This window comes from Gemmatimonas groenlandica (genome assembly GCF_013004105.1).
Lineage (GTDB): Bacteria > Gemmatimonadota > Gemmatimonadetes > Gemmatimonadales > Gemmatimonadaceae > Gemmatimonas > Gemmatimonas groenlandica.
The window spans coordinates 2,668,183-2,692,135 of sequence record NZ_CP053085.1; the positions used below are offsets into that span (position 1 = coordinate 2,668,183).

Genomic DNA, 23,953 nt, shown 5'->3' on the forward strand with positions numbered 1-23,953 from the left:
ATCCTAAGCCAGAGGAAGTGCCATGACGACCCATCGATTCTCGCAGCCGCGGCTGCCAGCGCTCCGCCCTCGTCGAGGCTTTGCCCTCGAGGTGGTGCTGCTCATACTCGTGATGTTCTCCATCATCGTCCTGGCCGGGTTGTCGGCAGTGACGACGATCGCTCGCACCTCGAACGCCGACTATCGGGGTGCCCGCGCCTCGTACGCGGCTGAGGGCGGCGCCGACGACATCATGTCGCAACTCGACGCGGCGATGCAGGACGGCATCATCAACGGCGAGGATATCGCGTCGATCACGAAGCCGGAGATCACCGGCTTTCGCATGACGCAGAGCACGTCGACGACAGGCACTCCTGAGTCGAGGACCATTACGGCCGGTCCGTTCGCCGGGCTGTACTCCCTGAACCAGCCGATCGACATCACCGTCACGGCTCGCGACACGTCCGGCAACAAGGCCACTGCCGTGTTGTCGGTGAATGCCCAGACGATTCCGCTCTTTCAGTTCGGCGTGTTCTACGAGGACGACCTCGAGATCCTGCCGGGCGCACCGATGACCTTTGCGGGTTGGGTGCACACCAACGGCAACCTGTATCTCTCGTCGGCGAGTGCCACGTTCCAGAGCAATCTCACGACACCCGACAGCGTGTTCTGGAATCGGAAGAACGCGAACGATCGACTCAGTGGCGTGCGAATCAACAATGCCGCGGGTACCGCCGTGCAGCTCGACTTCGACTCGCGCAGTCTGTCCGAGCCGGCATTCAAGACCCGCAGTGAAGTACGCTTCAACGGGCGCCTGATGTCGAAGGCGCATGGTGTACGCCCGCTGAAGCTACCGCTGCCGGCGAACGTAGCCCCCGTCACGCTCGTGCAACCGCGCAGTGCCGGCGACAGTCCGATGGTGCAGGATGTGAAGATGGCCTGGAAGGCCGACTGGTACATCACGGTGAACGCGGCGGTGTTCGACATCGCCAATGCCGCCACGATGAATGCCTCACTGTGCACGACGTACATGACCCACGAGCGCAGCGGCGGTCTGCAGGTTCCCGATGCCGCGTCGTGCGCCAAGATCTTCAAGCTGCGGCGCAACGCGTTCTACGAAGGACGCGAGGACCTGCGTCCCGACCTACTTGACATCAACATGGACTCGCTGCGCATCTGGAGCGACGCTTCGAAGGCGGCGCGCGCACCGCGCATCATCTACGTGAACTTCGTCAACGTCGGTGGCAACACCAACAAGGACTACGTCGCCGTCCGGCTTCGTCAGGGGGCGCAGCTCCCGAAGCCCGGCGTCGCCGCCGACACCGGTGGATTGTCGATGGTGACCGAGCGCCCGATGTATGTGCTGGGCGACTACAACACCATCATCTGGCGCCCCGCGGCCATCATGAGTGACGCGATCACGTTCCTCTCGAATCCGCCGAATCCGGCCATGACGTTGACGGCATCGCCGACGGCGAGCGGTTGCGGCCAGAGCGGACAGACGGGATGGTGCGATACCCTGCAAACCAACTACGCCAAGCGCGTGGCGCGTCCGGCCACGGTGAACGCGGCCTTGTTGGTGGGACATTCGCCCACTACGTGCGACTACGCGCGCGCCGGATGCACGTTGCCAGCGTATGGTGGTGGCCTCGAGAACTTGCCACGGTTCCTCGAGAACTGGAGTGGCGTCACCTTCCGCTACACCGGCTCACTCGTCTCGCTTTATCAGAGTCGCTTCGCCTTCGGACTCTGGGGCAACTCTACCAATCCCGGTAGTTCGGGAGCGCCCAGCGGTGGGTACTACGATGCGCCGACCCGTGCGTGGAGCTTCGACGTGAACTTCCGCTTCCCTGAACGATTGCCGCCCGGCACACCGTCCGTCGGCACCGTGTTGCAAACCGCGTTCCGGCCACTGTACTGATGTCAATCCGCACAGACGCACGGCGTGAACGGCGCGGCTTCACGATCATCGAGCTGCTCGCGGTCGTGATGATCGTGGGCATCATGATGGCCGTGATGCTGCCCAAGTTCCGCATCTCCGAGAAGACCGAAGTTCAGCTGGCCGGCATTCAGCTGGCGCAGGACATCGATATCGCTCGTACCCGCGCCCTGTCTACGCGCGAGCAGGTGCGCGTCGCGTTCAACGGCACGACGCGAAAGTACGGTGGGTATCTCGACGACGACGGCGACGGCACCATTTCCGAAAGCGCCGCCGAGTGGCAGGCGCTGCGCGGCTTCGGCATCCGCGAACTCCCCATTCGCGTGTCGTTCAGCCGGGGCTCGGCGGGCCGGATTCCCGATGATGCCACCACCGGCGGCATCGGACTGACCAATGCACGGATCGAATTCGACTCCCGTGGACTCACCATGCCGATGGGTGCACGCGGCGTGGTGTATCTGGCCAACGACAACGACCCGTACGCGGTCGTGGCGGTGCAGATCACGCCGTCCGGGAACGTGCGTTTCTGGACCTATCACCAGGATGGAGGTTGGCAATGACACCGACGCGAAAGGTACGGCGCGGCTTCACGCTCGTCTCGATGATCGTCGCCATCATCCTCTTGGCGGTCGGCCTGTCTTCATTGGCGAGCGCGAACGCAAGCACCATCAAGTTGCAGACGTTGGCCCAGAACCGGACCAACGCGATTGCCATCGGTCGGGCGTATCTCGAACAGGTGCGCACACGTGACCCGTGGCTCGTGGAAACGGAGTCGGCGGTTCGTTTGGGCGCCGAAGGGACACCGGAGGCCGATGGTCCGTATGTGCGCACCATGACCGTCACGGTGACGCGCCAGAATCTGGTGAAGATCGACGTGAAGGTGGACTACCCGCGCGCGCAAACTCCTGTGTTGCTCACCACGTTGCTGTTCCGCGGCAACGGACTCTCCGGAGCGCAATAATGCGAACATTACCACGCGCCCGTCGCGGCTTCACCTTGGCCGAAGTGCTGATCTCCATGACCATAGGTATGGTCGTGATCGCGTCAGCCACAGCGTTCTCGCTTAGTAGCTGGCAGACGCGTCGATCCTGGACCGTGCGCGAAAACGTCGATCGTGGCGCACGATTCGTCGGTCTCTCCATCGCCCGCGACGTGCAGGAAGCGGGCATCTCGATGGTCGGAACCGCCGTGTTCTCGGCCCTGGGCTCCGTCGGCGACACGGTATCGGTGCTGTCGGTGCCGTTCGATCCGCAGGAAGCACCCGTGTACCCGATCTTCGATGACGGCGACACGCTGCCGAACTACCCGCCGGGCGGCACCTGCGGCGTCAGCTGCATCGACTTCAAGAAGGTGAACGGCGCGTACACGCTCAAAGCGGGTGATCTCGTCCGACTGCAGGTAGGCACGACGCGGCGCCTGTTGCTGCTCACGAGTGTGGCGAATCAATCCGCCAACGTGTTCCGCATTCAATTCCTGCCGGCCACGCGACTCGTCAATCGTGAGGCGGGGCTCGACAATCTGTTGCTGGCCCGATCGGGCACGACCATTCAACGACTGAACGCCGTGATGTACTGGCGAGTGCCGTCCACGAAGCAACTGATGCGCGCCGAACGGCTCACGTCCACCGGTGCACCTGACGGCGACGTCGTGGCGACCGGCGTGCAGGTGTTTCAGAGTCGGCTCGTGTTCATGTCAGGCGCCGAGCATCCCACCTATGACGGGCTCGATGCCGACACCACCAATGACGGAAACGACGTGATCGGCGTGCGCATCCGCGCGAAAATTCGCAGTGACCGCAGCGATCCTGCCGTGAACAAGGGAAAGCCGGTGGATCGGTGGTACGAGTGGCGCGTCGCCCCGCGCAATCTGCTCTACGAGAAGAACCGGATGTAACGGGGCGACCGTGCGTTTACTTCTTGAAATCGACCGTCGGCGCCGCCCGCGAGGCGGCGTCGGTAACTTCGAAGTACGTGCGCGGCTTGGAACCGGTCACCTTGGCGGTGAGAACCGCGGGAAACTTACGGATGTACTCGTTGTACAGCCGCACAGCGCCGTTGTAGTCGGTGCGTGATACAGCGATACGGTTCTCGGTGCCGGTGAGCTCATCCTGCAAGCGAAGGAAGTTCTCGTTCGACTTGAGCTCGGGGTACGCTTCGACCGTTACCGCGAGACGTCCGAGCGAGGTCGTGAGCTGCTGATTGGCGTTGGCCAATTCGGTCGGATCGGAACCGCCCGGCTTCTGCAACGCACCGACGAGACCGGCCCGCGCCTGCGTGACCGCCGTTAGCACTTCGCTTTCCTGCGCCGCGAATCCCTTGACGGTGTTCACGAGATTCGGAATCAGGTCGGCGCGTCGCTGCAGCTGCGCATCGATGTTCTGCTTGGCCTGCGCGGCCTGTTCGTCGTACGACTGGATCGTATTGTAGCCGCACGCGTTCATACCGAGCGGGAGCACGAGAGCGACCGCGAGCACGCGCGCGCGTGAAGCCGCACGCGACGCGAGGCGAGACCAGGAGAATGGACTGGACGGACGTCCCGAAAGTTGCGTGGTGACCATGGGGCTCCTCATGATTGGACTGGGGAATTGACTGCAGGTGCCGCCGTGGGCGGCGTGAATTGATCGAGATATTCGACAAGCACATCCATGCCGCGTACATACCCCGCCAGCACGGATTCCGCTTCGCCGTTGGCGAACGACGTACCGCGCACGAGCGCCGAGACCGACATGAACGGCGCGGCGTCAAAGCCGCACCGCGCGGCCGCATCCTGAATCACCCGCGTCGCGTCGCGCTCGGGCTTCACGCCGTGCAAGCGCAGGACGGCGCGAAAGATCACGAGCAGCGCACTGAAGCTGGAGCGAAGCAGATCGGTTTGCCGCGCCGCATCGGTTCCGGCCACCATCACGCCGCGACGAAGGCGGAGCAACTTGCCCATCGCCTCCTGCTCCGTTTGCAATCGCAGATAGTGGGGATCCACCGCGAGGTCGCTCAGCGACACGGTGCCATGCAACAGCCGGTGGCGTTCGAGAATGTCGGCGTACTCCATCGGGAAGATGTCCGCCGAGCGCAGCCACTCCTGTTCGGTGAGCACAAGGACCGGCGGATTGCCGGCCTCCTGCCACGCGCGCATCGTCTGTCCCAGACTGCGCATCTGGGGCACATCGATCGACGAGACGATGACGAGGACATTGAAGTCGGAGTGCCCGACCACCTGCTCGCCGCTGGCCGCCGAACCGTACAGAACGGCAGCCCGCAGCGCGTCACCGTGGACCTGACGGAGCTGCTGGACGAGATCATCGAGAGACATCGAAGCACGGGCCATGGATCTGTTCACCAGTTGGAGCCGCCACCACCACCACTGAATCCGCCGCCACCGCCGAATCCGCCGAACCCACCGCCACCACCACCACCGCCAAAACCGCCGCTGAATCCACCGCCGCCGCTATGCCACCCTCCCGACGAGGGACCGGGAATCGGAATGGGAATGCAGCCCACGCAGCCTCGCCGGCGGCGTCCGCCGGAGGAGCTGAGCAGAGAGAAGAGAATCACCAGCGCCAGCACAATCATGAACGGTGGAATGCCCCGCGACTGCTGCGGTCGCCGGCGTTGCTGCGGCGGCGGCACTCCATCCAGCGCGACGCCGAAGTTGGCGGCGTAGCGCCCCGCGACGTCGGTCGCGATGCGCTCCAGCGCGCCGGAGTAGTCCTGCGCGCGAAAGAGCGGTGTTTGCTCACGACAGATGTCACCCGACGTGGCGTCGGTGATGAACCCTTCGGCGCCCTGCCCCGCCTCGATGCGGCAGTAGCCCCGGCCGTCATCGGACGTTTCCTTGGGAACCAGCAGGATGATCACACCGACGTTGCGCGCTTGATCGCCGATCGCCGCGCTGGAGCCGACCTTCCATTCACGGCCCAGCCGTAAGGCCACTTCTTCGACTGGGCGACCGTTCAACGACGGCAACGTGACGACGACCATGTCGCCACGGGTGGCCGCGTTGACGCGCGTGGCGAGATCGTCGATACGGGCCGCCGCGTCGGGCGCGAGCACCTTCGCGAAGTCGTTGACATAGCCCACGGGCGCTGGCAACGGCTGACCGGCGGCCGCCACGTGACTCCACGCCAGTGTTGGCGACCCAGCGACGGCCACGATTGCCGCAAGGATCCAGATCATCGCAAACGCCGCGCGCTGAATCGGGCGGGCGTGGTGACGACGGTTATCGGATTGAACCAAGAGGATGTGCACGAAGTGAAAGATACAGTCCCTACGGTCGCCGCAGGGATTCGGTGTCAGGCCGTCGCCCGAGTTACCGCTATAGCATGAGCAGTGCCGACGTCTCTCAATCCGTTAGATTCAGGCGTGTCGCACCGCATCGCTCTTCTCCCGATCCTGAATTTCATGTCCCGATCCCGCTCCGCGTTCCGCCAGTCTGCGCTCCTGCTCTGCGTGGTCGCGCTCACGGCATGCGGCACGGCCGATCCGGCGAAGACCGCGAACGCGGCTGCCGAGCCGGGCCGTACGGCGGAAGTGGCGGCATCGCCGTTGCTGCAGACGACCGCGATCTCTGGTCCGGGCGCAGCGGGCGACACGCTCGCCGACTCGATCACGATTCAACGGGCCGATCGTGGCCGCTTGATGGGCCGGGAAGATGCGATGTGGGTGGTGATGATCAGCGACTTTCAGTGCCCGTACTGCAAGCAGTGGCACGACTCGTCGATGGCCAACCTCAAGCGCGACTACATCGACGCCGGCAAGATCCGCTTGGCGTATCTGCATCTGCCACTTTCGATTCACCGACACGCGAAGGCCCAGGCCGAAGCGTCGATGTGCGCCGCCGTGCAGGCGAAGTTCTGGGAGTACGCCGACGTGCTCTTCCGTGAGCAGCGGGCGTTTCAACCGATCGACAATCCGTCGGCCAAACTCGACGACATCGGCCGTGAGCTGAAGCTCGACATGCCGAGCTTCACGCGCTGCCGGAAGTCCGACGCGATTCGCATGCTGGTGGAGAACGACGAGCGGCAGGCGACGCAGGCACGCGTCCAGTCCACACCGTCGTTCCTGATCGGCGAGTTTCTGGTGCAAGGCGCGTTGCCGTACAAGGATTTCCGCCGGGCCATCGACACGGCGCTGGTGGTGGCGAAGTCGAGGAGGACGCGCTGAACCCGCTGGTCCGCTCCGTGTACGGAGCGGGCGTGCTCGCCGCCCGGCTCGCTACCCAGCTGGCCCCGGCGAGCGGGTCGAAGCTCTGGCGTTCGCTGGCGGCCCGTCGTGGATTATTGGAGCGGATCACGGCCGCCAGTCGCGCCGTCCGTACGCCGAGCCGACCGCTGGTCTGGATGCACGCGCCGTCGGTTGGTGAAGGTCTGCAGGCGCGTCCCGTGGCGCACCGACTCCGCGCGCTCCATCCCGAACTGCAGCTGGCGTACACCTTCTTCTCGCCCAGCGCCGAGACGTTTTCCGCTTCCGTGGGTGCCGACATCACCGACTATCTGCCCTTCGACGGACGTCGCGAAGCCGACGCGATGCTCGATGCGCTGCAGCCTTCGGTGTTGGCGTTCGTGAAGCTCGACGTGTGGCCGACTCTCGTGGAGCGTGCGACGGCACGGGGCATCCCCGTGGCGCTCCTCAGTGCCACTCTGGCGCCCCGATCGGGCCGATCCGGGGCCATGTCACGTCTGCTGCTCCACGAGGCGTACAGCGCCCTCGAGGGCGTCGGCGCGATTGATCAGGCCAATGCCGACCGGCTGGTCGCACTCGGCGTGCGCCCCGACGTGCTCGAGGTGACCGGTGATACGCGCTTCGATCAGGTGTGGGATCGGGCGCAGCGCGTCGACGAGCGACAGCCGATGCTGCGAGCGCTGGCGGGTACCCGACCCACACTGGTGGCGGGGTCCACCTGGCCGGCCGACGAAGCGGTATTGCTCGAGGCGTTCGCACGTGCGCGCCGGGCGGAGAGCTCGCTGCGACTGATCATTGCCCCGCACGAACCCACCGCGACGCATCTCGGGCCGATCGTGGCATGGGCGCTCGCAGCGGGCGTATCGTGTGCCACGCTGTCGCTGGCGGAGTCGGATCGGGCCGCGTCACAGAGCGACGTGATCCTCGTCGACCGTGTCGGCGTCCTCGGCGATCTGTATTCGCTCGCTGACGTGGCGTTCGTCGGCGGCGGCTTTCACGCGGCCGGGCTACACTCGGTGATCGAACCGGCGGCGTTCGGCGCACCGGTGCTCTTCGGCCCCGGCCATGACATGAGTCGCGAGGCGGGACTGCTGATTAGCGCCGGCGGGGCGCGGGTGGTGCGCGATGCGGGCGAGTGCGAGGCGGCACTGCGGACCTTCACGGCGAATTCCGTGGCACGTGAAACGGCCGGCGCTGCGGCGCGAGACCTCGTGCAGAGCGAGCTTGGGGCAACGGAGCGGTCGGTGCGTCTGGTGCAACGGTTGTTGCGGGCGCGACTCTGATCGAGTGATTGCTGACGATCCGGAGAAGACCACGGAGATCGTTGGTTCACGCGAAGGGCGCGAAGGGCCGCGAAGAGGCGCGAAGAACTGCAACCGCTCTTCAGTTTTGCATTTTCATTTTTTGTTTTGCTTTTCTTCGCGAACCTTCGCGCCCTTCGCGGGCTTCGCGTGAATCAGCGAACCGTCAGACACACTGAGTCCGTCCGAATGCACTCCGCCAAACGACGCTCAGTACTTGTCCCCCTTGGCGCGCGTATAAATCACAATCGCGCCCCAGGGCGTGCGGTCGCCGAACTGCACCGCCGATTCGGTTTTTCCGAGCAGCGCGAAGAAATAGACATCGCGCGGATTGATGTTCGGGTAGCTGCCGCTGAGCGGGATGCCGTCGAGCACGATCGTGAGGCAGCGATTGTAGCGCGTGGAGCGGATACAATCATCCCGACGGCTTGGCACCACGAATCCCGGGTAGCCGGTCGAGCGCAGCAGGTCTTCGAACGAGTTCGAACGCTCGCGCAGTTTCTCCACTTCGACCGGTGGGAACACGCGCCAGCCGCGCCGACGCGCTTCCGTGAGACGCAATTCGTTGAACGACGGCGAGGATTTCACGCGCACCGTGTCGGTGCGAATGCCCGTTTCGACGACGTTGAAGTTCACCTCGAGCGTGTCAGTGACACCGATGGTGATTTCTTCGGAGAGCGTCGGCTCCATCCCGATGCGCGTGATCGAGATCGCGAACGGCTTGCCGCCGGCGTTGACGCGGAACTGAAAGCGACCTTTGTCATCGGTGACGGCGCTGCCGATGGACCGGCCGTCGCGGAGTAAGGCCATGACGCGCGCTTGATCGAGCGGTCGGTCATCCCCAACGAGTTTGGCTGATCCGCGCAGCACCTGGGCCTGCGCACTGACCGGGAGCCAGAACATGGCCCAAAGCACAGCGACCGCGAACGGGACTTTCGTCTCGTTCGCGGTCGCGGTTGGCTTCGTGCCGTGCGTACGCACAACCGTATTGCTTACGGGTTGGGCGTCGTGCGCGGCGGCTGCTTGTCGACGAAGTACACCACGCCAGGCGTCGTGAACCGCGTGCCGGCCGAGTTCGCCGGCGTGGCCGGGAATGCGACGGCCGTGATGATCGAGCCGGCGATCGTGGCGCCACCGAGCGGATCGACCGACGCACTACCAGCGGTACCGGCCGGAGCCGCCGCGCTGATGACGGCCGTGGTGGAGCCGGTCGCGGTGACACGGGCCGCGAAGGCTCCCGTGGCGCGCGTGAGATACGCCGACACCGTATTCAACGCGACGTTCGCGAGCAGCGGCGTGCCGGTGATGGCATCCGTGGTCGTCGGCGTCGCGTAGATGTCGACGTTTCCAACATCGAGTCCGGCGTGAATGGCCCGGAACGCGATACCGGCCGGCGTGGCTGGGAGGGCGTCGACGATGTTCACGATACGCTGCTTCGGCGTGGAGCCGGCGCGGGCGTAGCCGAGGTGCAGCAGCGTGTAGTACTTGCCGGCTTCGAACGTGATGGTGGTATCCACCAGGATGTTCGTGTTGCCGGCGGCTGACACGTCGGCGCTGTACGTAAACACGCGGAACTTGCGCGCGCCCGCCGCGGTGGGCTGGTAGTTACCCTGGCCGAGGCCACGGAACTGCACGTTGGCCCATGAGATCGGCGAGTACTCGACCTGGTCGATGAAGCGGACCGTGGTGCCGAGCGTATCGGGGACGGCGTTGATATAGCGAACGTACGCCAGGGGCGGGATGTTCGGTGTCGTGGGCCCATCGCTGGGCTCACTGCAGCCGACCATCGCCGACACTGCTACGCCAAGAATTGCAAATCGGGAGAGCCGCATGAGGCAAGGACTCCGAGAGGAAGCGAAATAGGAACGTTGAGCGAGACGATCGCGCGAGGGCGCGGCCGCTCAGGACTGTTGCGGGCCGTCGCCGGGACGATCGGTGGCGGCATCTCCGAAGAGATCCAACCCACTCTTGAGCGTCCCGAGAATAGCCAAAACAATGACACCAACCAGCAGGAGCGTCTTCACCTTTGAGACTTTGCGGGCACGATAGCCGAGGATGGCATCCTCGGGAATCGACACTCGCTCGCCGGTCCAGGTGGCCGTGTTTCCGCGCAGATCGGTCACGCGATACACATCGAGCACCAGCGACCCGTCTTGCCGGCTGACGACCTTGCCGTCGATCCGGTCGACACTCGCGCCGACCCGATCACCCAACATCACGCGACCGCGATCATTGATCACGACCCCGATCTGCTGGGCAGGCGCGGGTGGCGTGGACTGGACCGGGAGGTAGGAGAAACAGCCGATCTGCAGTGCCAGCGCCAGAGCGCACAGGCCGCTCACGGACCGCTGCGCGATCGTCTCCGATCGGGAGCGCACGCGAACCGCCTGTGAGTCGGACATCAGAACCCGTACGTCCCGCGCGCGGCGCGAACCGTGCCGTTGTAGTATGGCTTTTGACGAGACTGCATTTCCTGGTACGGCACCGGCCACTCGACCGGCGTGCCCTCGACCAGGTCGCCCCAGCCGCGGTTGTCTGTCATCCAGATGAAGTAGCCCGTGTAGGCCGTCTCCATGCGCTTCTCGTACTTCATGGCTTCGAGCAGGCTGCCGCACGCCGTGCTGGTGAAGTTCGGCGCGACCGGCACACGCGGCACGCACGTGGCGAGGTTCGTCGAATACGGCGCCGTGGCGCTCGCCACGCTGCCGATCGCATCCAGACCGTTTTTCGCGCGCGTCACGTTGACGAGAGCGATGGCGGCCGGGAGGTTGTTGGTGCGGATGTAGCCTTCGGCCGCCAGCATGTCCATTTCGGTCTTGGACATTTCGGTGTACGGGCCCGACACGGAGTTGAGCCACTGCGCGCCGTAGCGGCGGTGGTCATACTGCGAGTCACCCGGGCCGGTGAGCGGCACGTCTTCGCCCGTGGGGCGGTTACGGAAGTACACACCGGCCGGGAGGGCTACCGTCGGTCCGACGGCCTGCTGCGCCGCGCGCGTGGCGCCAACCGGCCACCGCTTATCGGGCGAGACCACCGTGAACGCGCGCCGCGCGCCGACGGGCGTGGCGAGCCACGCATCGTACGAGCCAGACACGTCCGCCATGCCGTAGTAGAAGTACGGCACGGCATGCCAGCCACCGGTCACGTACATCTGGTTGAAGTCATACGCCGCGGACCAACCCGTCGTGCCGCCCAACGTCACCGCGAAATCGGCAGTGATGCCGTTGGTGGCATCGGCGATCACGGCCGTCCAATCGACCGCTGCGCGAGCGGTCGGCGTGCGGGCAACACCGGCTCGGATGCGGGCCTTGTACGAGCGCGAGAGCCGCACGAAGTCGTCGCGCGTGACCGCGACGCCGCTAATCCAGGTAGTCGGCAGCGGGAAGCCGTTCGCGCCATTCGTGGCCGCCGCCGAGTTGGCAATGGCGATCGCCGAGTCGAGCATCTGCAGGGCGGCCGTCGCCACTTGCCCAGCACCGGAGAGATCAGGCACTTGGTCGCTGGGCGTCGCCGGCGTGACGATCGCAGCCGAGTCATAGGCCAGCGCCAAATTACCGAGCGCCTGACCGAGGATGTAGAAGCCGAAGGCCTTGGCGCGAGCATCCTGCGCCGGGCTGCCTATCGTCTGGCTGGTGGTGGCCAAGCGATTGACGGCGGCTACGGCGTTCGACGCCGTACGTGCGACACGCTCGAACTGATTGAAGTTCGCGAGGTTGCCGGTCTGGTTGTCGTTACCCAGCTCGTTGGAGATGACCGAGCGCGGAATCTGCGAGCGGGCGGCCATACCGAAGTTGGCCACCGACGCGATGTTCTCGCCGGCGAGGATTCTCGCTTGGGTGTTCACCGATTCAGTGGCACGCTGGGTGTTGAACAGCTGCACACCGAGGCCGGCCACGACACCTTCCACGCCCGCAGGTGTGGCGTAGGCGCGTGCAACGTCTGGGTTGTTCAGATTGGGGACGTTCAGTGAGTCGCCGCTGCAGGCCATGAGCCCCAGCAGTACCCCACTGCCCGCGATGTACTGTGAAACGTGCTTACGCATCGAATCTCCTCAAGAGGCTGTCCACAGGCGCGAGGGCAGTCAAACCCTCGCGCCGCGTGAACTCCGGGGTCAGAAGCTGGTGCTGAGCGAGAACGTGAACTGGCGCAGGTTCGGGAAGGTGAAGCCGTCGGCGGCGTTCAACACGCCGGATCCGAGCGCACCACCGCCCAGGCCCACTTCAGGATCGAAGCCCTTGTACTTGGTCCACGTGATCAGGTTGCGACCGATGAGGGCGAGGTTCCAGTTGCCGATGCCGCCGATCGAGCCGATGCGGTAGCCGACCGAGAGTTCACGGAGCTTCACGAAGCCCGCGTCTTCCACGGTGTTGTTGTTCGGCGCCAGCACGTCGTACAGACCACCGATGCCACCCGTGGAAACGGCGCGGAAGTAGTAGCCGATCGGCTTCGCATCCGCGACCGAGCGTCCCTGCTGGTCGGCGTCGGCATGCATGAAGTCGCCGTACGACCACTGACGACCGACGTTCCACACATCCTTGCCCACCGTGGCGTCGAGCAGGCCGTAGGCCGTGATGCGCTTGTACCGGAAGTTCTGGGCAACCGACCAGCGGAAGCTCGGGAGCGCCTGACCAACGGGGAGCACCGGCACGGCGCCGGTGGCGTCACGCTCGAGGATCGGGAAGCCCCAGTTCAACGGGTCAGCGGTGGTGCCACCAGCCCACGGCGCCTGGGCAGCCGGGAGGCGGGTCATCCACAGGTTCTTCGTGATGCCGTCAGCCAGCGTGTTGCCCTGTCCGACGTACACGATGAAGCCGTCCGAGTTGCGCTGGAAATCAAGTCCCGAGCCGCAGCGGCTCTGGAAGTTCGCGGGGAGCTGACCGCAGTCCTTCACGAACTTGCGGCCGTAGATCTGACCGAGCGAACCGCCCTTGACGATCTTGAACATCGTCTCGGAACCCTGCTGACCGGCGGCCGATACGAAGTACTCGGGAATGTCGAGCTGCGTGATCACCGACGTCGTACGGTCGTAGTTGAAGCGGGCCGAGTAGTCGACGTTGCGCGTGGCCACGATCGGGACGTTGAGCGAGACTTCGAACGTATTGTTCGTGAGCTGACCCGCGTTCGTCCACTGGCTGGCGAAGCCGGCCGCAGCGGGCGGGGGAGGCTGCAGCAGCTGGTCGTCGATCACGTTGTGCGACTTCGTGACCGTGACGCCGTACTTGCTGAACAGCTCAAGGTCCATGCCGTATTCCTGCTCGGTGGACACTTCCGGCTTGAGATTCTTGTTGCCGAGCTGGTTCGGGTTGAGCGCACCACCCGCGCCGATCGTGAACGTCTCGTACTGCGCCGTGAAGTTCGGGCGGTTACCTGCCTGACCGATCGAGTAGCGGAACTTGAGGTCGGAAATCTGGTCAAAATTGAACCAGGGCTCGTCAGACAAACGCCAGGCGGCCGAGGCACGACCATAAGTCTGCCAGCGGTTGGCCGCACCGAACAGCGACGCGGCGTCGCGGCGGACGAGGGCGCCGATGATGTAGCGGCCCTTGTAGTCGAGGTCGAGGTTCGTGAAGAAACCGAGCTGACGCACGATTTCAGACGACCCCGTGGTGTAGAAGTTCGTGATCGCCGCATCGGGATCGGCGAGGCCCGGCACCGCCAGGTTCGTACCGCCGGTACCCTGCGAGCGCGAGTTCTGCGTCTCGTACAGGTAGCGGAGGGTGAGGCGCGAGGTGAGGCTCTCGTCGAACCAGTTCTTACGCGCCGACACGTTACCCGAAGCGTTCAGCGAGTACGCGCGACCGGCACTCCGGTCGATGTCGCCGAGATTGGTCGCACTCAGCGCCGACGTCCGGTAGCCGCGGTCACGCTGCTGTTCCTGGAAGTTGCTGCGAGAGTCATAGCCGAAGTTGAACTCGCCGTCGAGCCACGAAAGCGGCGTCCACCGCGCCGTGGCGTTACCCACGAAGCGGTCGATGCGATTCAGCGGCACGAAGTTCTGCGCGTTGTACGCCGGGTTCAGATTCTGCGCGCCCTGATTCTGCGCCACCGTACGGATGTACAAACGGCCCTTCGCATCGGTCGCGAACAGCTGGGCGTTGGCCGGCTGACGCGTGAGGCCAAACCAGCCGGCGCCGTTGTTGTAGTCGTTGGCGCTGGAGTAGCTGGAGCGCACCGAGAAGTTGACGTTCCCGCCCAACTGTTGGTCGACATTGAGGCGCATCGAGTTACGCGTGTAACCCGGCAGCAGCTTCACGGAGCCTTCCTGGCGCAGCTGATTCACCGAGGCGAAGAAGTTCGTGCGGCCGACCCTACCCGTCGCGTCAAGCGTCGAGTTAATGACCTGGCCGTTCGTGACGAACTGCGCGATCGGGTTGTACGACTTCGGAAACTGATTGACCTGGAACAGCGCGCGCGAGTTGATCGCACCGGGATTCTGCGCGATGCCACCGTCGTTCGAGAAGCGCAACGGCGGCAGTGCGAAGTCACCGCCGTCATTATTGATGCGGTACGCTTCCTGATAGATGTCGACCGTGCGCGAGCAATCAGCCGCTCCGGCCACCGTCACGCAGAAGCGAGAGGCGTTCTCGTCCATCAGCATGAAGTGCGTCGTCGGGTACTGATACTCGTTCTCGATGTCCGACACGCCGTATTCCACGTTGGCGCGGAACTTCACGCCTTCGCTCTGGTTCTTGCCCGAGCGCGTGGTGATCTGAATGACGCCGTTACCGGCGCGTGAGCCGTACAGCGACGAGGCAGCCGCACCCTTCACGACTTCGATGTTCTCGATGTCCTGCGGGTTGATGTCCTGCAGGCCACCCTGCGAGACGACACCGTCGATGATGTACAGCGGATCCTGACCACGGCCCGTCGCGTTGATCGACTGGGGGCCACGGAGAATGATCGCGGGCGCCGTGCCCGGTCGGCCGGAGGCCGACACGATGTTGGCACCGGCCACCTTACCCTGCAGCTGCGACAGCGGGTTGGAGCCCGGAACGGGCATGTCCTTGTCGCTGACCTGCGCCACCGAGAACGCGAGCTTCTTTTGCTCCGTACCCGCGGTCACGCCGGTGGTGACGACTTCCTGGAGGCGGTTGATGTCCTTGGCCAGGGAGAAGTCGAACGTCTGATTGCCGGCCCGCAGCGTGATCGGCTTGGCGTCGGCCTTGTAGCCGATCGCACGGGCGCGCAACTGCAACGCCTGCCCGCGCACGCGATCCGCCGGGATCGACATGGTGAAACGACCCGCCGCGTTGGTACCCACCGAGATGGCGAGTTCAACGATATAGACGTTGGCGTTTTCTAGGGGATCACCGAACTCGCTCTTCACGGTTCCAGTGATAACGGCCGGACCCTGTGCCTGCGCCACAACGGGCATCAGCAACAGGGCAACGGCGATGGGGACCTGCGACAGCCACCGCATAAATCTCGACATGCTCAGCCCTCGGCGCATCTGAAGCCGGAAACGGGGGAGAGGAATCTCACCAACGGGAGTGGAGATCCCGCTGGCCTACAAACCCGGCCAGACTCCTCCGCAGAGGACGAACAGCCAGGGTGCTGCACCGGTCGCGCGAGCGGGTCGCGTGCGCGCCGGGGAACATCAATCGAAAACCCAGGATACGACCCGCTGCAGCGCTGTAAAGCGCGCATCTGGATCGAGCACCAAGGCAGATGTCGAGGGACGAGGGTCGAGCGGTAGGACGGGGACGAAACGCCCGGAAACAGGACTATCCCCCGCCCGTTCCGCTTGTCCCCGCAATTAGAACCGCAATAGTACCGTTCGCGTCACATGTCGGCAATGCCATATCACGGTTCACGGGACAGGACGAAAGATCTGTGACAAAACGAGCGCCCGATCGAGAAAAATCGATCGGGCGCTCGCTGGTTTCGGTCATGGAAGTCGTCAGGCCTTAGCCAGCGCTGCCCATGACGTCAATTGATCATCGATATTTTCCCGCTACTGGATCAGCGGCGCGCCAACGGGGCCGGCATCCAGTTGAAGCCGATGGCGAAGGTGTCCTGAGAACCGGCGAGTTCTGAACCGGTAAACGCGGCCGCGGCGCGCACGGCAAATTGCGAGTTCACCTGGAAGTTCACGCCCAGATCGAAGTTCAGACTGACTTCCGACTGACTGCCGCCGTTGCGACCGCCGCTGCTGGCGATGTCGACCGACGCCCGCGGATGCACGTACGGCGTGATGGCCATGCCCTGCTCGAGATCGAACGTGTGTCCGATGCTGACGCCGACCGGAATGCGGACCAGCGTGTACCCACCCCCGAAGGCGGCTCCGGCACCTGCCGTGAAGAGCAGATCGAGCGGCTGGTCGCCGCGAGCCCGCGCGATCTCCTGGCCGATCCCGCCGCCGACGAACAACGCCAGGTTGTCACTGCCCTTCCGATCGGTCAGACCGGCATCGAGTTGCCAATGCCGACGCGGCTGCCACCCTTCGCGCCACTGGAACAGCGCCGTCGTGCCGGCTCCGCTCGACACGGCCGCGGTGTAATCCCGCGTCGATGCGGTCGGCAGCTGCATGGAGGGATAGTTGGACGCCTGCGCGTCAGCGCGTTCAGTCACGGTGAAGGCGGCCACGAAGGCGCCGAGCGTGAAGGCAACGGTCGTACGCAAGGTCATCATCGATCAGGCTCCGGGGTACAGGAAAGTCAGAAAAGGAATCGGCGGAAATCAACGCCTTCCCACCGTGGTTCGCCACAGCAAGCCGGGACGAACGTGTGTCGTGCAGTTCACTACGCGTGTGACGGCCCACAGATTCTTTCCGGTGAATCCGATCTGGCAGTCTACTCCGTGATGCGTCTCGCGCCTTCTACCTCGCAGGCTCGGCTTTGGTCCACGCGCTTGCCACGTTGCCTGTGCGTTGCGGTGGTCGCGCTCACACTGCACCCGCTGGCCACGCTAAGCGCGCAGACACGCCCGACGGCGCCCTCGGCGGAAATCGACTCGTTGATTCAGCGCGGTCTCTCCCTCGTCGCCAAGGGCGACACCGCCGAGGCGCTGGAAGTGCTCGAGCAAGCCACCGACCGTGCGCCCCGGAATCTCGAGGCGCTGTATCAGCGCGGGCGGCTGCTCACCCGCACGACCTCGCTGGGCTTCAACAACACGCCGCGGCAGGTCCTCGCCTGGCGGCTGCTCAACCGTGGTTCTGATCTCGCCCCACGCGAAGCGCGCTTTTTGCTCGAGCTCGCCCGTCTGCGGCTCCGCACGCCTCTGCTACGCGCCGATGCCGAACGATTGCTCGGCAAGGCGGTCACCGTTGCCGTCGCGGCCGCTGACACGGCCATGATCGCCGAATCGGCGAGTGAGTTCGGTCGTTTGTTTGAGCGACGCTACCGGACCACGCGAAAGCGTCACGTCTATATCGCGAACATCTTCTTCGATCCGTATGCCGCCCGGAACCGCCTGCACTATGTGCGCGAGTTTCTCGAGCATCAGATTCGCCCCATCGAAAACGCCGGTGCCGCCGATCGCGCCGAAGCGGATCGGCTCTACCGGTTGGCGCTCTCGGTCGATCCCGAGCATGTCGCGAGCGCGGTCGGGTTGCTCGGCCTACTGTACGACGAGCAGCGTTACCCCGAGATGCGCGCGGTTGCCGCACCGTTTCTCACGCGCGGTTATGATGTGCGGCATCCGAACCCGATTCCCGGCGAGGCTGACGTCGCGTCGGTGGCATCGATCGCATTTGCTGATGGTCTCGCCGCCGCCCGTCTCGCCGCGCCCGCCGACGCGCAGCGCGCCTTTGCCGTGGGGCTCGCCCGGCTCTCGCCGCGCGAACGTCGCGACCTGCTCGATATTTCCCGATTGCTCACGCGGGGCGACAGTGTGCGGGTGGCCGGCCTCACGGACACCGCCCGTGACGCCACCATCCGCTCGTTCTGGGAGACGGCCGATCCGCTGATCAGCACGCCGGAAAACGAAGCGCAGGTCGAGTACTACGCACGCGTCGCCATCAGCATGCTGCGCTACGACGATGCGGAGCAAGGCGTGCGTGGTTGGCGCACCGATCGCGGTACGATCGTGATCCGCTACGGCGAGCCACCCGTCGAAGTGTTGTTGCCGCCAGCGAATGACATTTCGGCGAGAGACGTGACCGGTCGCATCGTCACGGTCTTTTCCTATCCGGCACTCGAACTCGAGTTCGTGTTTTCAGGGCCACCGGCCATGAACTCGGCCGGTTTCGCCGGCGACTTCCGCGACGTCGCCGATCAGCGTCGCAACGATGAGCCGTTCCGACTCGACGACGTGGCGGCCAGAACGCGCGTCGATTCGATGAGTGTGCAAGTGGCGCGCTTCCGTGGGCGCAGCGCTAACGAGTACCAGGTGCTCACCGCGGCAGCCGCGCGCCCGGCGCGATTCTACGATGGCGTGGAGATCGACCGTGGCCAGCTGTCGATCCGGTCGTTCCGCGGATCACCGGATCGCCTGCGATTAGTCGACTCCCAGCAGGTCACGGTGACGCTTCCGACGTCGCGTCCGGTGGAGTATCTCCGGCTCGATACGCTTCCGGTCGGCGATCACCGCGTGCGTATCGAAGTGGTGGACCCGGGCGTGCAGTCGGCCGCGGCGCGGGCCAGTGTTGCCGTCTCGCTGCCGCCAATGCGCGACACGACGTTGATGCTGAGCGACATCCTGCTCGGCACGCGCGCTCCCGACGGCATGGGCCGCACGCTGCGGTCACTGGCCGACGCTGGCGTGCGCCCATTGTTCGGGACACGCATCGCACCGCGAGATACCTTCTCGCTCTATGTCGAGGCGTATGGTCTCCGCCCCGACGCGCGCGGAGACGTACAGGTGGAGATCACGCTGGCCGTGACGCTCCTGGAGATCAGTCGATCGGGTCCGACCATCGAGCGATGGCTGGGAAACATCGCCGATGTCGTCGGTCTTACTCCCGAGGGCGACAAGCAACTCGGCATGCGCTTCAGCAGAACGGAACGCCTCGATGGACGCGATCGAGTGCCGCTGTTGACGTCCATCGGCATGGGTACGGCACCGAGTGGTCGCTATCGGCTCGACGTGCTCATGCGCGAGATCGGCAGCGACCGTCGCACGCAGGTGTCGCGTGAATTCACCATCGGCTCCATTGGAGAATCCGGGAAATGATGCATTCGAACGGACGCGGCGTGTCGCGTACGCTCTCGCTATCGGTCGCCTTCTCGCTACTGGCAGCAGCGGCGTCCCCCGCGGTCGCGCAGCGCGCGGCCGACGACGCCGGGGGCTCTCCCGTGCGTCGACTGCGATACACCGTGGTCGGTGGCCTGGTCGGCGTGGCCATGGCGGCGGGCTACGCCAGTGTGGTCGACAAGGCGGTGCCGCCATCGTGCGATCCATGGGGCTGTGCGATGCCGTTTCTGAGTTTGAGCGGCGCGATCACGGGCTTATTTCTGGCGCGCGAGATCGATGCGCAGCGCCGGGCAGAGCGTCCACGGGTCGGTATTCGGGATCGCGTGGGACTCGAGTTCGCCGTGCTGCCGGCCATGCCGAATGGCATGTCGCTGCGCGATTCGCTGATCGCGATCGTTTCCGACAGCGGTGTCTCGCTGTTCGCCGCCGAAGCGAAGCCGCGTGCGCTGCGTCGGCGCGGCGTTGGATTGCGCGGTCTGCGCGACGTGGCGCTGTTGCCGGGCAACGAACGACTGCTGCTCAGCAGCGACGTGGCGCTGTACGGTACGAACAGTCGGGCGGGTACCGCCTCGCGCCTCCTGGACGGTGCGATCACGGCCATCGCCGTTGGCGGCGACGGGTGGCTGGCGGCGCGCGGTGCCGTGATCACCATCGAGCGACCGCGCGGCGACGCGGCGGTACGCGATTCGATCGATGTCGGTACGCCGGCGATCAGCGCCGCATACGACGAAAGCTCCGCGTCTTGGTGGGTGGGCACGGACTCGGGCCTCCTTCGACTGGAAGTGAACCCCGACGCCGGAAGGGGCCTGCGCATCGCCGAGCGTATCAACACCGGTGGTGGCGTCCGCGCGATCGCGACGTCCCGCGAGTGGATTGCGGTGGCCCTTGGCGAGGCCGGCGTGACCGCGTGGCGCCGTGTGGGCGCTGGCGGCGGTATCATCACGCCGGTGCGGCTACAGAGCGAGCCCCGATTCGCCTACGACCTCGCGTTCTTCAACGGCACACTGCTGGTGGCCGGCGGCACCGACGGCTTGGTACGCATCGGCCTCGACCCGACACCCACGGTACTTGGCGTCTCGCGCGACCTGCCCTTCGCCACGTTGGTGAAGGTTGATGCGAAGAACGGCGTCTGGGTTGGCGATCGCGGCCGCGGAACGCTGAATCGGGTCACGTATCCGGACACGCCGCGGTAAGGCCATTTCGTCAGTCCGCTCAAGAACAGCATTCACCGCGAATTTGCACGAATCATCGCGGATAGAAACCATAGAGCATCATTGCTATTGAGGCTTCTCACCGACGTGTCACCACACGACGGACGATCCGTGCCGTGTTCGCGTTGATCCGCGGTGAGGCAGTTTGTTTGGCCAATCGCGGAACAGCCTTGACCGCGAATTTGCACGAATCAACGCGGATGAACCGAATCAAGATCGAAGCTCGAAAACGCAAAGCGCGCCCGGCGATGATCGCCGGGCGCGCTTTGTCTGAACGATTACTTGATCAGCGACCGCGAATCGACGGCGGCAGCGTGGCTTCGAGGATCGTCGCAGAACCCATGCGACCTTCGATGCCAGCCTTCGGCTGCAAATTCACGCGCACGAATCCGTAGTTCTTCCACGCCGGCGAACCGGTCGCGTCGGGGATCGTGTCGGCCGAGAGGCGCGACGCCATCGCGAAGATCACGCGCGGGCTGTCGAACACGACGCTCGGCGCCGGGTTGGTCTTGTCGGCTTCGTACAGCGAGATCGCACGATCGGGATACGGCGCGGTGCGACGTCCGAGATACGTGGTGTCGTTGAATCGGCCGGTGGTGTCGAGCTTCACGCCGTACGCGTTGTAGTAGTAACCAACGGGCGGACGGAAGTAGTTCGAATCGTTCAGAATCATGATGTTGCCACGCACTTCCACGCGACCACGCGGAACGATGGTCATCGCGCCGTTCGTGGCGACCACGAACTCCTGATTCGCACCCGGGTTGCCCGGCTGCGCAGGAATGCCGCGGCCGAACGTACCGAAGCGCAGGCTGGACACACGACTCGCATTGGCCTGGCTGCGGCGGGCCCACAACGGACGCACTTCACCCGGCGCGGCACCAGCCGCACCCGGTTCGATGCTGATCAGCACCGTGTTCAGCGAATCCGTCGCTACGAGTGCCGGAGCCGACACGCGGGACACAGCCACACGAAGCGCGATGTTCGAGCCGCCCGCCCTGAAGCTCGCCCCCGTGGTCGTGAAGGTCGTGTTCGTGAACACCGGATCGCCCGCCGCGTTGAGCGACGAGTCACGACGGGTGGCCACGATGTTGAGCGCCGTTGCCGGCGCGAACTTGGTGGCCGAGTCGTTGGCGAACCACACCGTGTAGCTGCCCGTGGTCAGGGTATCGAGACCGGCGAGCGTGATGATCACCGAGTCAGTGGCCGGCGTGGCGGATGCCACGATGGCCACGGGATAGGTGACTGTGCCACGCGGCAGGTTCGTGGAGGTACGGAGGAAATTCGTACCGAAGCCAAGAGCACCAACGGGTTCGGTCGTGATCGACCGTTCGTCGCCGCATGCCGTGGCCGCAGCGACCGCGAGAACGCCGGCTACCAGGAGGAAAGGACGCATGATGCGCATCGGTTAGTTACCCCCGCCAATGCCGCCGGGGATGTACCGGAAGCCCAGCGTGAACATGGTGTTCAACGCAGTCTTCTTCGCCGCAGGAGGCGTCGGGAAGTCTTCCGGGAACGGTTGAATGAGTTCGGTGCGGTCGCGCGCCGGATTCAGGAAATTCCGGTCGTAGCCCTGATACTGCACGGCGCGCACGTCGAACTGCAGGCCGGAGCGCTCGCTGAGCTTGATCCAGATGCCGCCGCCACCGGTGTAGGACACGTCGTTATTGCGCGTCTCCTTGCCGTTGACCTGGGCATCGAGAATCATGACATACGTGCCGACGCCGCCCATCACGAACGGCGACACCTTCTTGCCCGGATAACGCAGCGTAGCGGCGAGCCCGAGGTTGACGGTGTTCACCGGCTGGCCGACGTATTGGTAGCGAATCGAATCACCACCAGCCACCGCGGCCTGACCGAAACGCAGACGCGTGAGGAAATCCTTCTTGGTGGTGTTGCCGCGCGACACGTCGACGGTCGTACCGATGCCCAGATACTTGGACAGCGCGTACTCCGCGTCGAGGCCGATCAGTGCTGCCGGATCGAGACTGGCGGCGCGCTCTGCCTGCAGCGTGCCGACCCGCGTGGTGACCGTAAACTGCTTCGGCGCGATCTGCGCGCCGACGCTCGCTGCGGTCAGCGCGAGTGCAGCGAGAATACCTGCAGCGCGGTTCATCGACCCACCTCGAACGAGAAGATCTGAATGTTCTGGAGCGCGCCGGCCGACTCGTACGAGTAGTCGAATCGAACGTTGCGTCCCTTCGCCGGGAGACGGAGGCCGAAACCACCGGCCAGACCGACCGGCGTGTCGGTGCCACGATCGCGATCATCGTTGTACACGCGCTTGCCGCCGCGCACGAACAGGATGTTGCGATAGCCGTACTCGAGACCGATGGCGTACTGCGTCGTGAAGTCCGTCGATTCGTTGACGGCGACTTCGGCGTTCAACGTGTTGTTGCCGCTGCCCTTGCCGAGCAGCGAATTCGCCGAGCCGAGCAGGTCGGACGCGAGCGACAGACGGAACTCGACGGGGAGTTCGACCTGCGACGTGTACAGCGACACGCGACGGTTGTCGCTGAAGGTACCGCGGTCGGCCGTGCTGATGACGCGCGTGATCAACGCGCCCGATGCGCGGGCCGTGGGACCGACGTTCGAGATCGAGCCACCGAGCGTGAGGCCGTAGAGACCGGTGTTGAACTGGGTGCCGATGTCGCCAGCCACCCACTTCGTACCGGCATCAGGGATGCCCTCGCTGATGTACTTGATCTGTCCACCGACCTGGAGACGGTCGGTGAGGCGCTTGGCGTAGCCGATGCCGACCACGGTCGACGTCCACTGGAAGAAGTTGCCTCCCAGTCGATCGCCAAACGGATTGAGCTCCGTGGTGCGCTTGATGTCGCCCGAACTCAGCGTATTGAAGTGCACGCCGATGTTGCCGCCCAGTGCAGGGATCGAGAGCGCGGCATATGTCTGGCCGAGCCCGAGATCGCCGTACAGGCTCTGACGTCCGGCGACCGCCGAGAATGACTCGGAGGTACCGGCGCCCGACGGATTGGAAAACCACGCCAACGGACCGCTGACCGACGCGGCTGTGGCATTGGCCATCGCGCCGCTACGTGCGCCGACGCCGATGTGGAGGAAGTTGGCGCCACGCGTACCCTGACGATTCGGGGTATCCGCTGGCGTAGGAAGTAGTCCACCGGGCCCCTGGGCGCGAACGGTCGTGCCCAGAAGCAGGGTGGCGGCGCCGAAGGCGCCGATGAGCCGGGTGATTTGCAT

The 23,953-nt window shown here is 64.9% G+C and carries 20 protein-coding genes; 8 read left to right on the forward strand and 12 right to left on the reverse strand.

Annotated elements, in window-relative coordinates:
• Positions 1 to 22: 22 nt before the first annotated feature.
• From HKW67_RS11270 to HKW67_RS11285, 4 genes are read left to right on the forward strand one after another with little or no spacing between them, the layout of a single operon-like run.
• Positions 23 to 1,900 carry a pilus assembly PilX N-terminal domain-containing protein gene (locus HKW67_RS11270; RefSeq protein ID WP_171225479.1) on the forward strand — a complete coding sequence of 626 codons (1,878 nt, stop codon included), beginning with the start codon at positions 23 to 25 and terminating at the stop codon, positions 1,898 to 1,900.
• Positions 1,900 to 2,478 carry a pilus assembly FimT family protein gene (locus HKW67_RS11275; protein WP_171225480.1) on the forward strand — a complete coding sequence of 193 codons (579 nt, stop codon included), beginning with the start codon at positions 1,900 to 1,902 and terminating at the stop codon, positions 2,476 to 2,478. The genes HKW67_RS11270 and HKW67_RS11275 overlap by 1 nt, the downstream gene beginning before the upstream one ends.
• The gene (locus HKW67_RS11280) at positions 2,475 to 2,879 is read left to right on the forward strand and encodes a type IV pilus modification PilV family protein (RefSeq protein WP_171225481.1); all 405 of its coding nucleotides are present in this window, start codon (positions 2,475 to 2,477) and stop codon (positions 2,877 to 2,879) included. Before HKW67_RS11275 ends, HKW67_RS11280 begins: the two co-directional genes overlap by 4 nt.
• Positions 2,879 to 3,811 (forward strand): PilW family protein, encoded by a 933-nt coding sequence (locus HKW67_RS11285; RefSeq protein WP_171225482.1) that lies wholly within the window; start codon positions 2,879 to 2,881, stop codon positions 3,809 to 3,811. Before HKW67_RS11280 ends, HKW67_RS11285 begins: the two co-directional genes overlap by 1 nt.
• A 16-nt stretch (positions 3,812 to 3,827) precedes the next feature.
• On the opposite strand, the gene HKW67_RS11290 is transcribed toward HKW67_RS11285, so the two are convergent.
• From HKW67_RS11290 to HKW67_RS22310, 3 genes are read right to left on the reverse strand one after another with little or no spacing between them, the layout of a single operon-like run.
• Positions 3,828 to 4,475 carry a LemA family protein gene (locus tag HKW67_RS11290; RefSeq protein WP_171225483.1) on the reverse strand — a complete coding sequence of 216 codons (648 nt, stop codon included), beginning with the start codon at positions 4,473 to 4,475 and terminating at the stop codon, positions 3,828 to 3,830.
• Positions 4,476 to 4,483: 8 nt separating this feature from the next.
• Complete coding sequence (locus HKW67_RS11295) at positions 4,484 to 5,239, reverse strand: nucleotidyltransferase domain-containing protein (RefSeq protein ID WP_171225484.1); 756 nt, start codon at positions 5,237 to 5,239, stop codon at positions 4,484 to 4,486.
• An 8-nt stretch (positions 5,240 to 5,247) separates the two neighbouring features.
• Positions 5,248 to 6,087 carry a TPM domain-containing protein gene (locus tag HKW67_RS22310; protein WP_206044386.1) on the reverse strand — a complete coding sequence of 280 codons (840 nt, stop codon included), beginning with the start codon at positions 6,085 to 6,087 and terminating at the stop codon, positions 5,248 to 5,250.
• Between the two features lie 225 nt (positions 6,088 to 6,312).
• Here HKW67_RS22310 and HKW67_RS11305 point away from each other — a divergent pair, with 225 nt between their 5' ends.
• Both HKW67_RS11305 and HKW67_RS11310 read left to right on the forward strand, forming a co-directional pair.
• A complete protein-coding gene (locus tag HKW67_RS11305; RefSeq protein ID WP_171225485.1) occupies positions 6,313 to 7,074 on the forward strand; it encodes a DsbA family protein in 762 nt (253 codons plus the stop codon).
• Positions 7,075 to 7,106: 32 nt separating this feature from the next.
• Entirely contained in the window at positions 7,107 to 8,375 is a 1,269-nt protein-coding gene (locus tag HKW67_RS11310) for a 3-deoxy-D-manno-octulosonic acid transferase (RefSeq protein WP_171225486.1), read from the forward strand.
• 228 nt (positions 8,376 to 8,603) lie between these two features.
• Here HKW67_RS11310 and HKW67_RS11315 read toward each other — a convergent pair whose 3' ends face one another.
• From HKW67_RS11315 to HKW67_RS11340, 6 genes are all read right to left on the reverse strand, one after another.
• Positions 8,604 to 9,296 carry a carboxypeptidase-like regulatory domain-containing protein gene (locus tag HKW67_RS11315; protein WP_171225487.1) on the reverse strand — a complete coding sequence of 231 codons (693 nt, stop codon included), beginning with the start codon at positions 9,294 to 9,296 and terminating at the stop codon, positions 8,604 to 8,606.
• Between the two features lie 89 nt (positions 9,297 to 9,385).
• Entirely contained in the window at positions 9,386 to 10,225 is an 840-nt protein-coding gene (locus HKW67_RS11320) for a DUF4397 domain-containing protein (RefSeq protein WP_171225488.1), read from the reverse strand.
• 69 nt (positions 10,226 to 10,294) lie between these two features.
• A complete protein-coding gene (locus tag HKW67_RS11325) occupies positions 10,295 to 10,795 on the reverse strand; it encodes a hypothetical protein (protein WP_171225489.1) in 501 nt (166 codons plus the stop codon).
• Complete coding sequence (locus HKW67_RS11330; RefSeq protein ID WP_171225490.1) at positions 10,795 to 12,435, reverse strand: hypothetical protein; 1,641 nt, start codon at positions 12,433 to 12,435, stop codon at positions 10,795 to 10,797. The genes HKW67_RS11325 and HKW67_RS11330 overlap by 1 nt, the downstream gene beginning before the upstream one ends.
• 69 nt (positions 12,436 to 12,504) lie before the next feature.
• The gene (locus HKW67_RS11335; protein WP_171225491.1) at positions 12,505 to 15,825 is read right to left on the reverse strand and encodes a SusC/RagA family TonB-linked outer membrane protein; all 3,321 of its coding nucleotides are present in this window, start codon (positions 15,823 to 15,825) and stop codon (positions 12,505 to 12,507) included.
• Between the two features lie 530 nt (positions 15,826 to 16,355).
• On the reverse strand, positions 16,356 to 17,024 hold the full coding sequence (locus tag HKW67_RS11340; protein ID WP_171225492.1) for an autotransporter outer membrane beta-barrel domain-containing protein: 669 nt from the start codon (positions 17,022 to 17,024) through the stop codon (positions 16,356 to 16,358).
• Positions 17,025 to 17,243: 219 nt separating this feature from the next.
• On the opposite strand from HKW67_RS11340, the gene HKW67_RS11345 reads away from it, so the two are divergent.
• Together HKW67_RS11345 and HKW67_RS11350 are read left to right on the forward strand one after the other, a co-directional pair.
• On the forward strand, positions 17,244 to 19,505 hold the full coding sequence (locus HKW67_RS11345) for a GWxTD domain-containing protein (RefSeq protein WP_206044387.1): 2,262 nt from the start codon (positions 17,244 to 17,246) through the stop codon (positions 19,503 to 19,505).
• Complete coding sequence (locus HKW67_RS11350; protein WP_171225494.1) at positions 19,502 to 20,719, forward strand: hypothetical protein; 1,218 nt, start codon at positions 19,502 to 19,504, stop codon at positions 20,717 to 20,719. The genes HKW67_RS11345 and HKW67_RS11350 overlap by 4 nt, the downstream gene beginning before the upstream one ends.
• A 304-nt stretch (positions 20,720 to 21,023) precedes the next feature.
• Here the strand turns inward: HKW67_RS11350 and HKW67_RS11355 are convergent, their stop codons facing one another.
• Genes HKW67_RS11355 through HKW67_RS11365 form a run of 3 tightly spaced genes read right to left on the reverse strand, consistent with a single transcriptional unit; the run spans position 21,024 to position 23,953 of the window.
• Complete coding sequence (locus tag HKW67_RS11355) at positions 21,024 to 22,130, reverse strand: hypothetical protein (RefSeq protein ID WP_171225495.1); 1,107 nt, start codon at positions 22,128 to 22,130, stop codon at positions 21,024 to 21,026.
• 12 nt (positions 22,131 to 22,142) lie between these two features.
• Positions 22,143 to 22,850, reverse strand: a complete 708-nt coding sequence (locus HKW67_RS11360; protein WP_171225496.1) for an outer membrane beta-barrel protein — start codon at positions 22,848 to 22,850, stop codon at positions 22,143 to 22,145.
• The gene (locus tag HKW67_RS11365) at positions 22,847 to 23,953 is read right to left on the reverse strand and encodes a PorV/PorQ family protein (RefSeq protein ID WP_171225497.1); all 1,107 of its coding nucleotides are present in this window, start codon (positions 23,951 to 23,953) and stop codon (positions 22,847 to 22,849) included. The genes HKW67_RS11360 and HKW67_RS11365 overlap by 4 nt, the downstream gene beginning before the upstream one ends.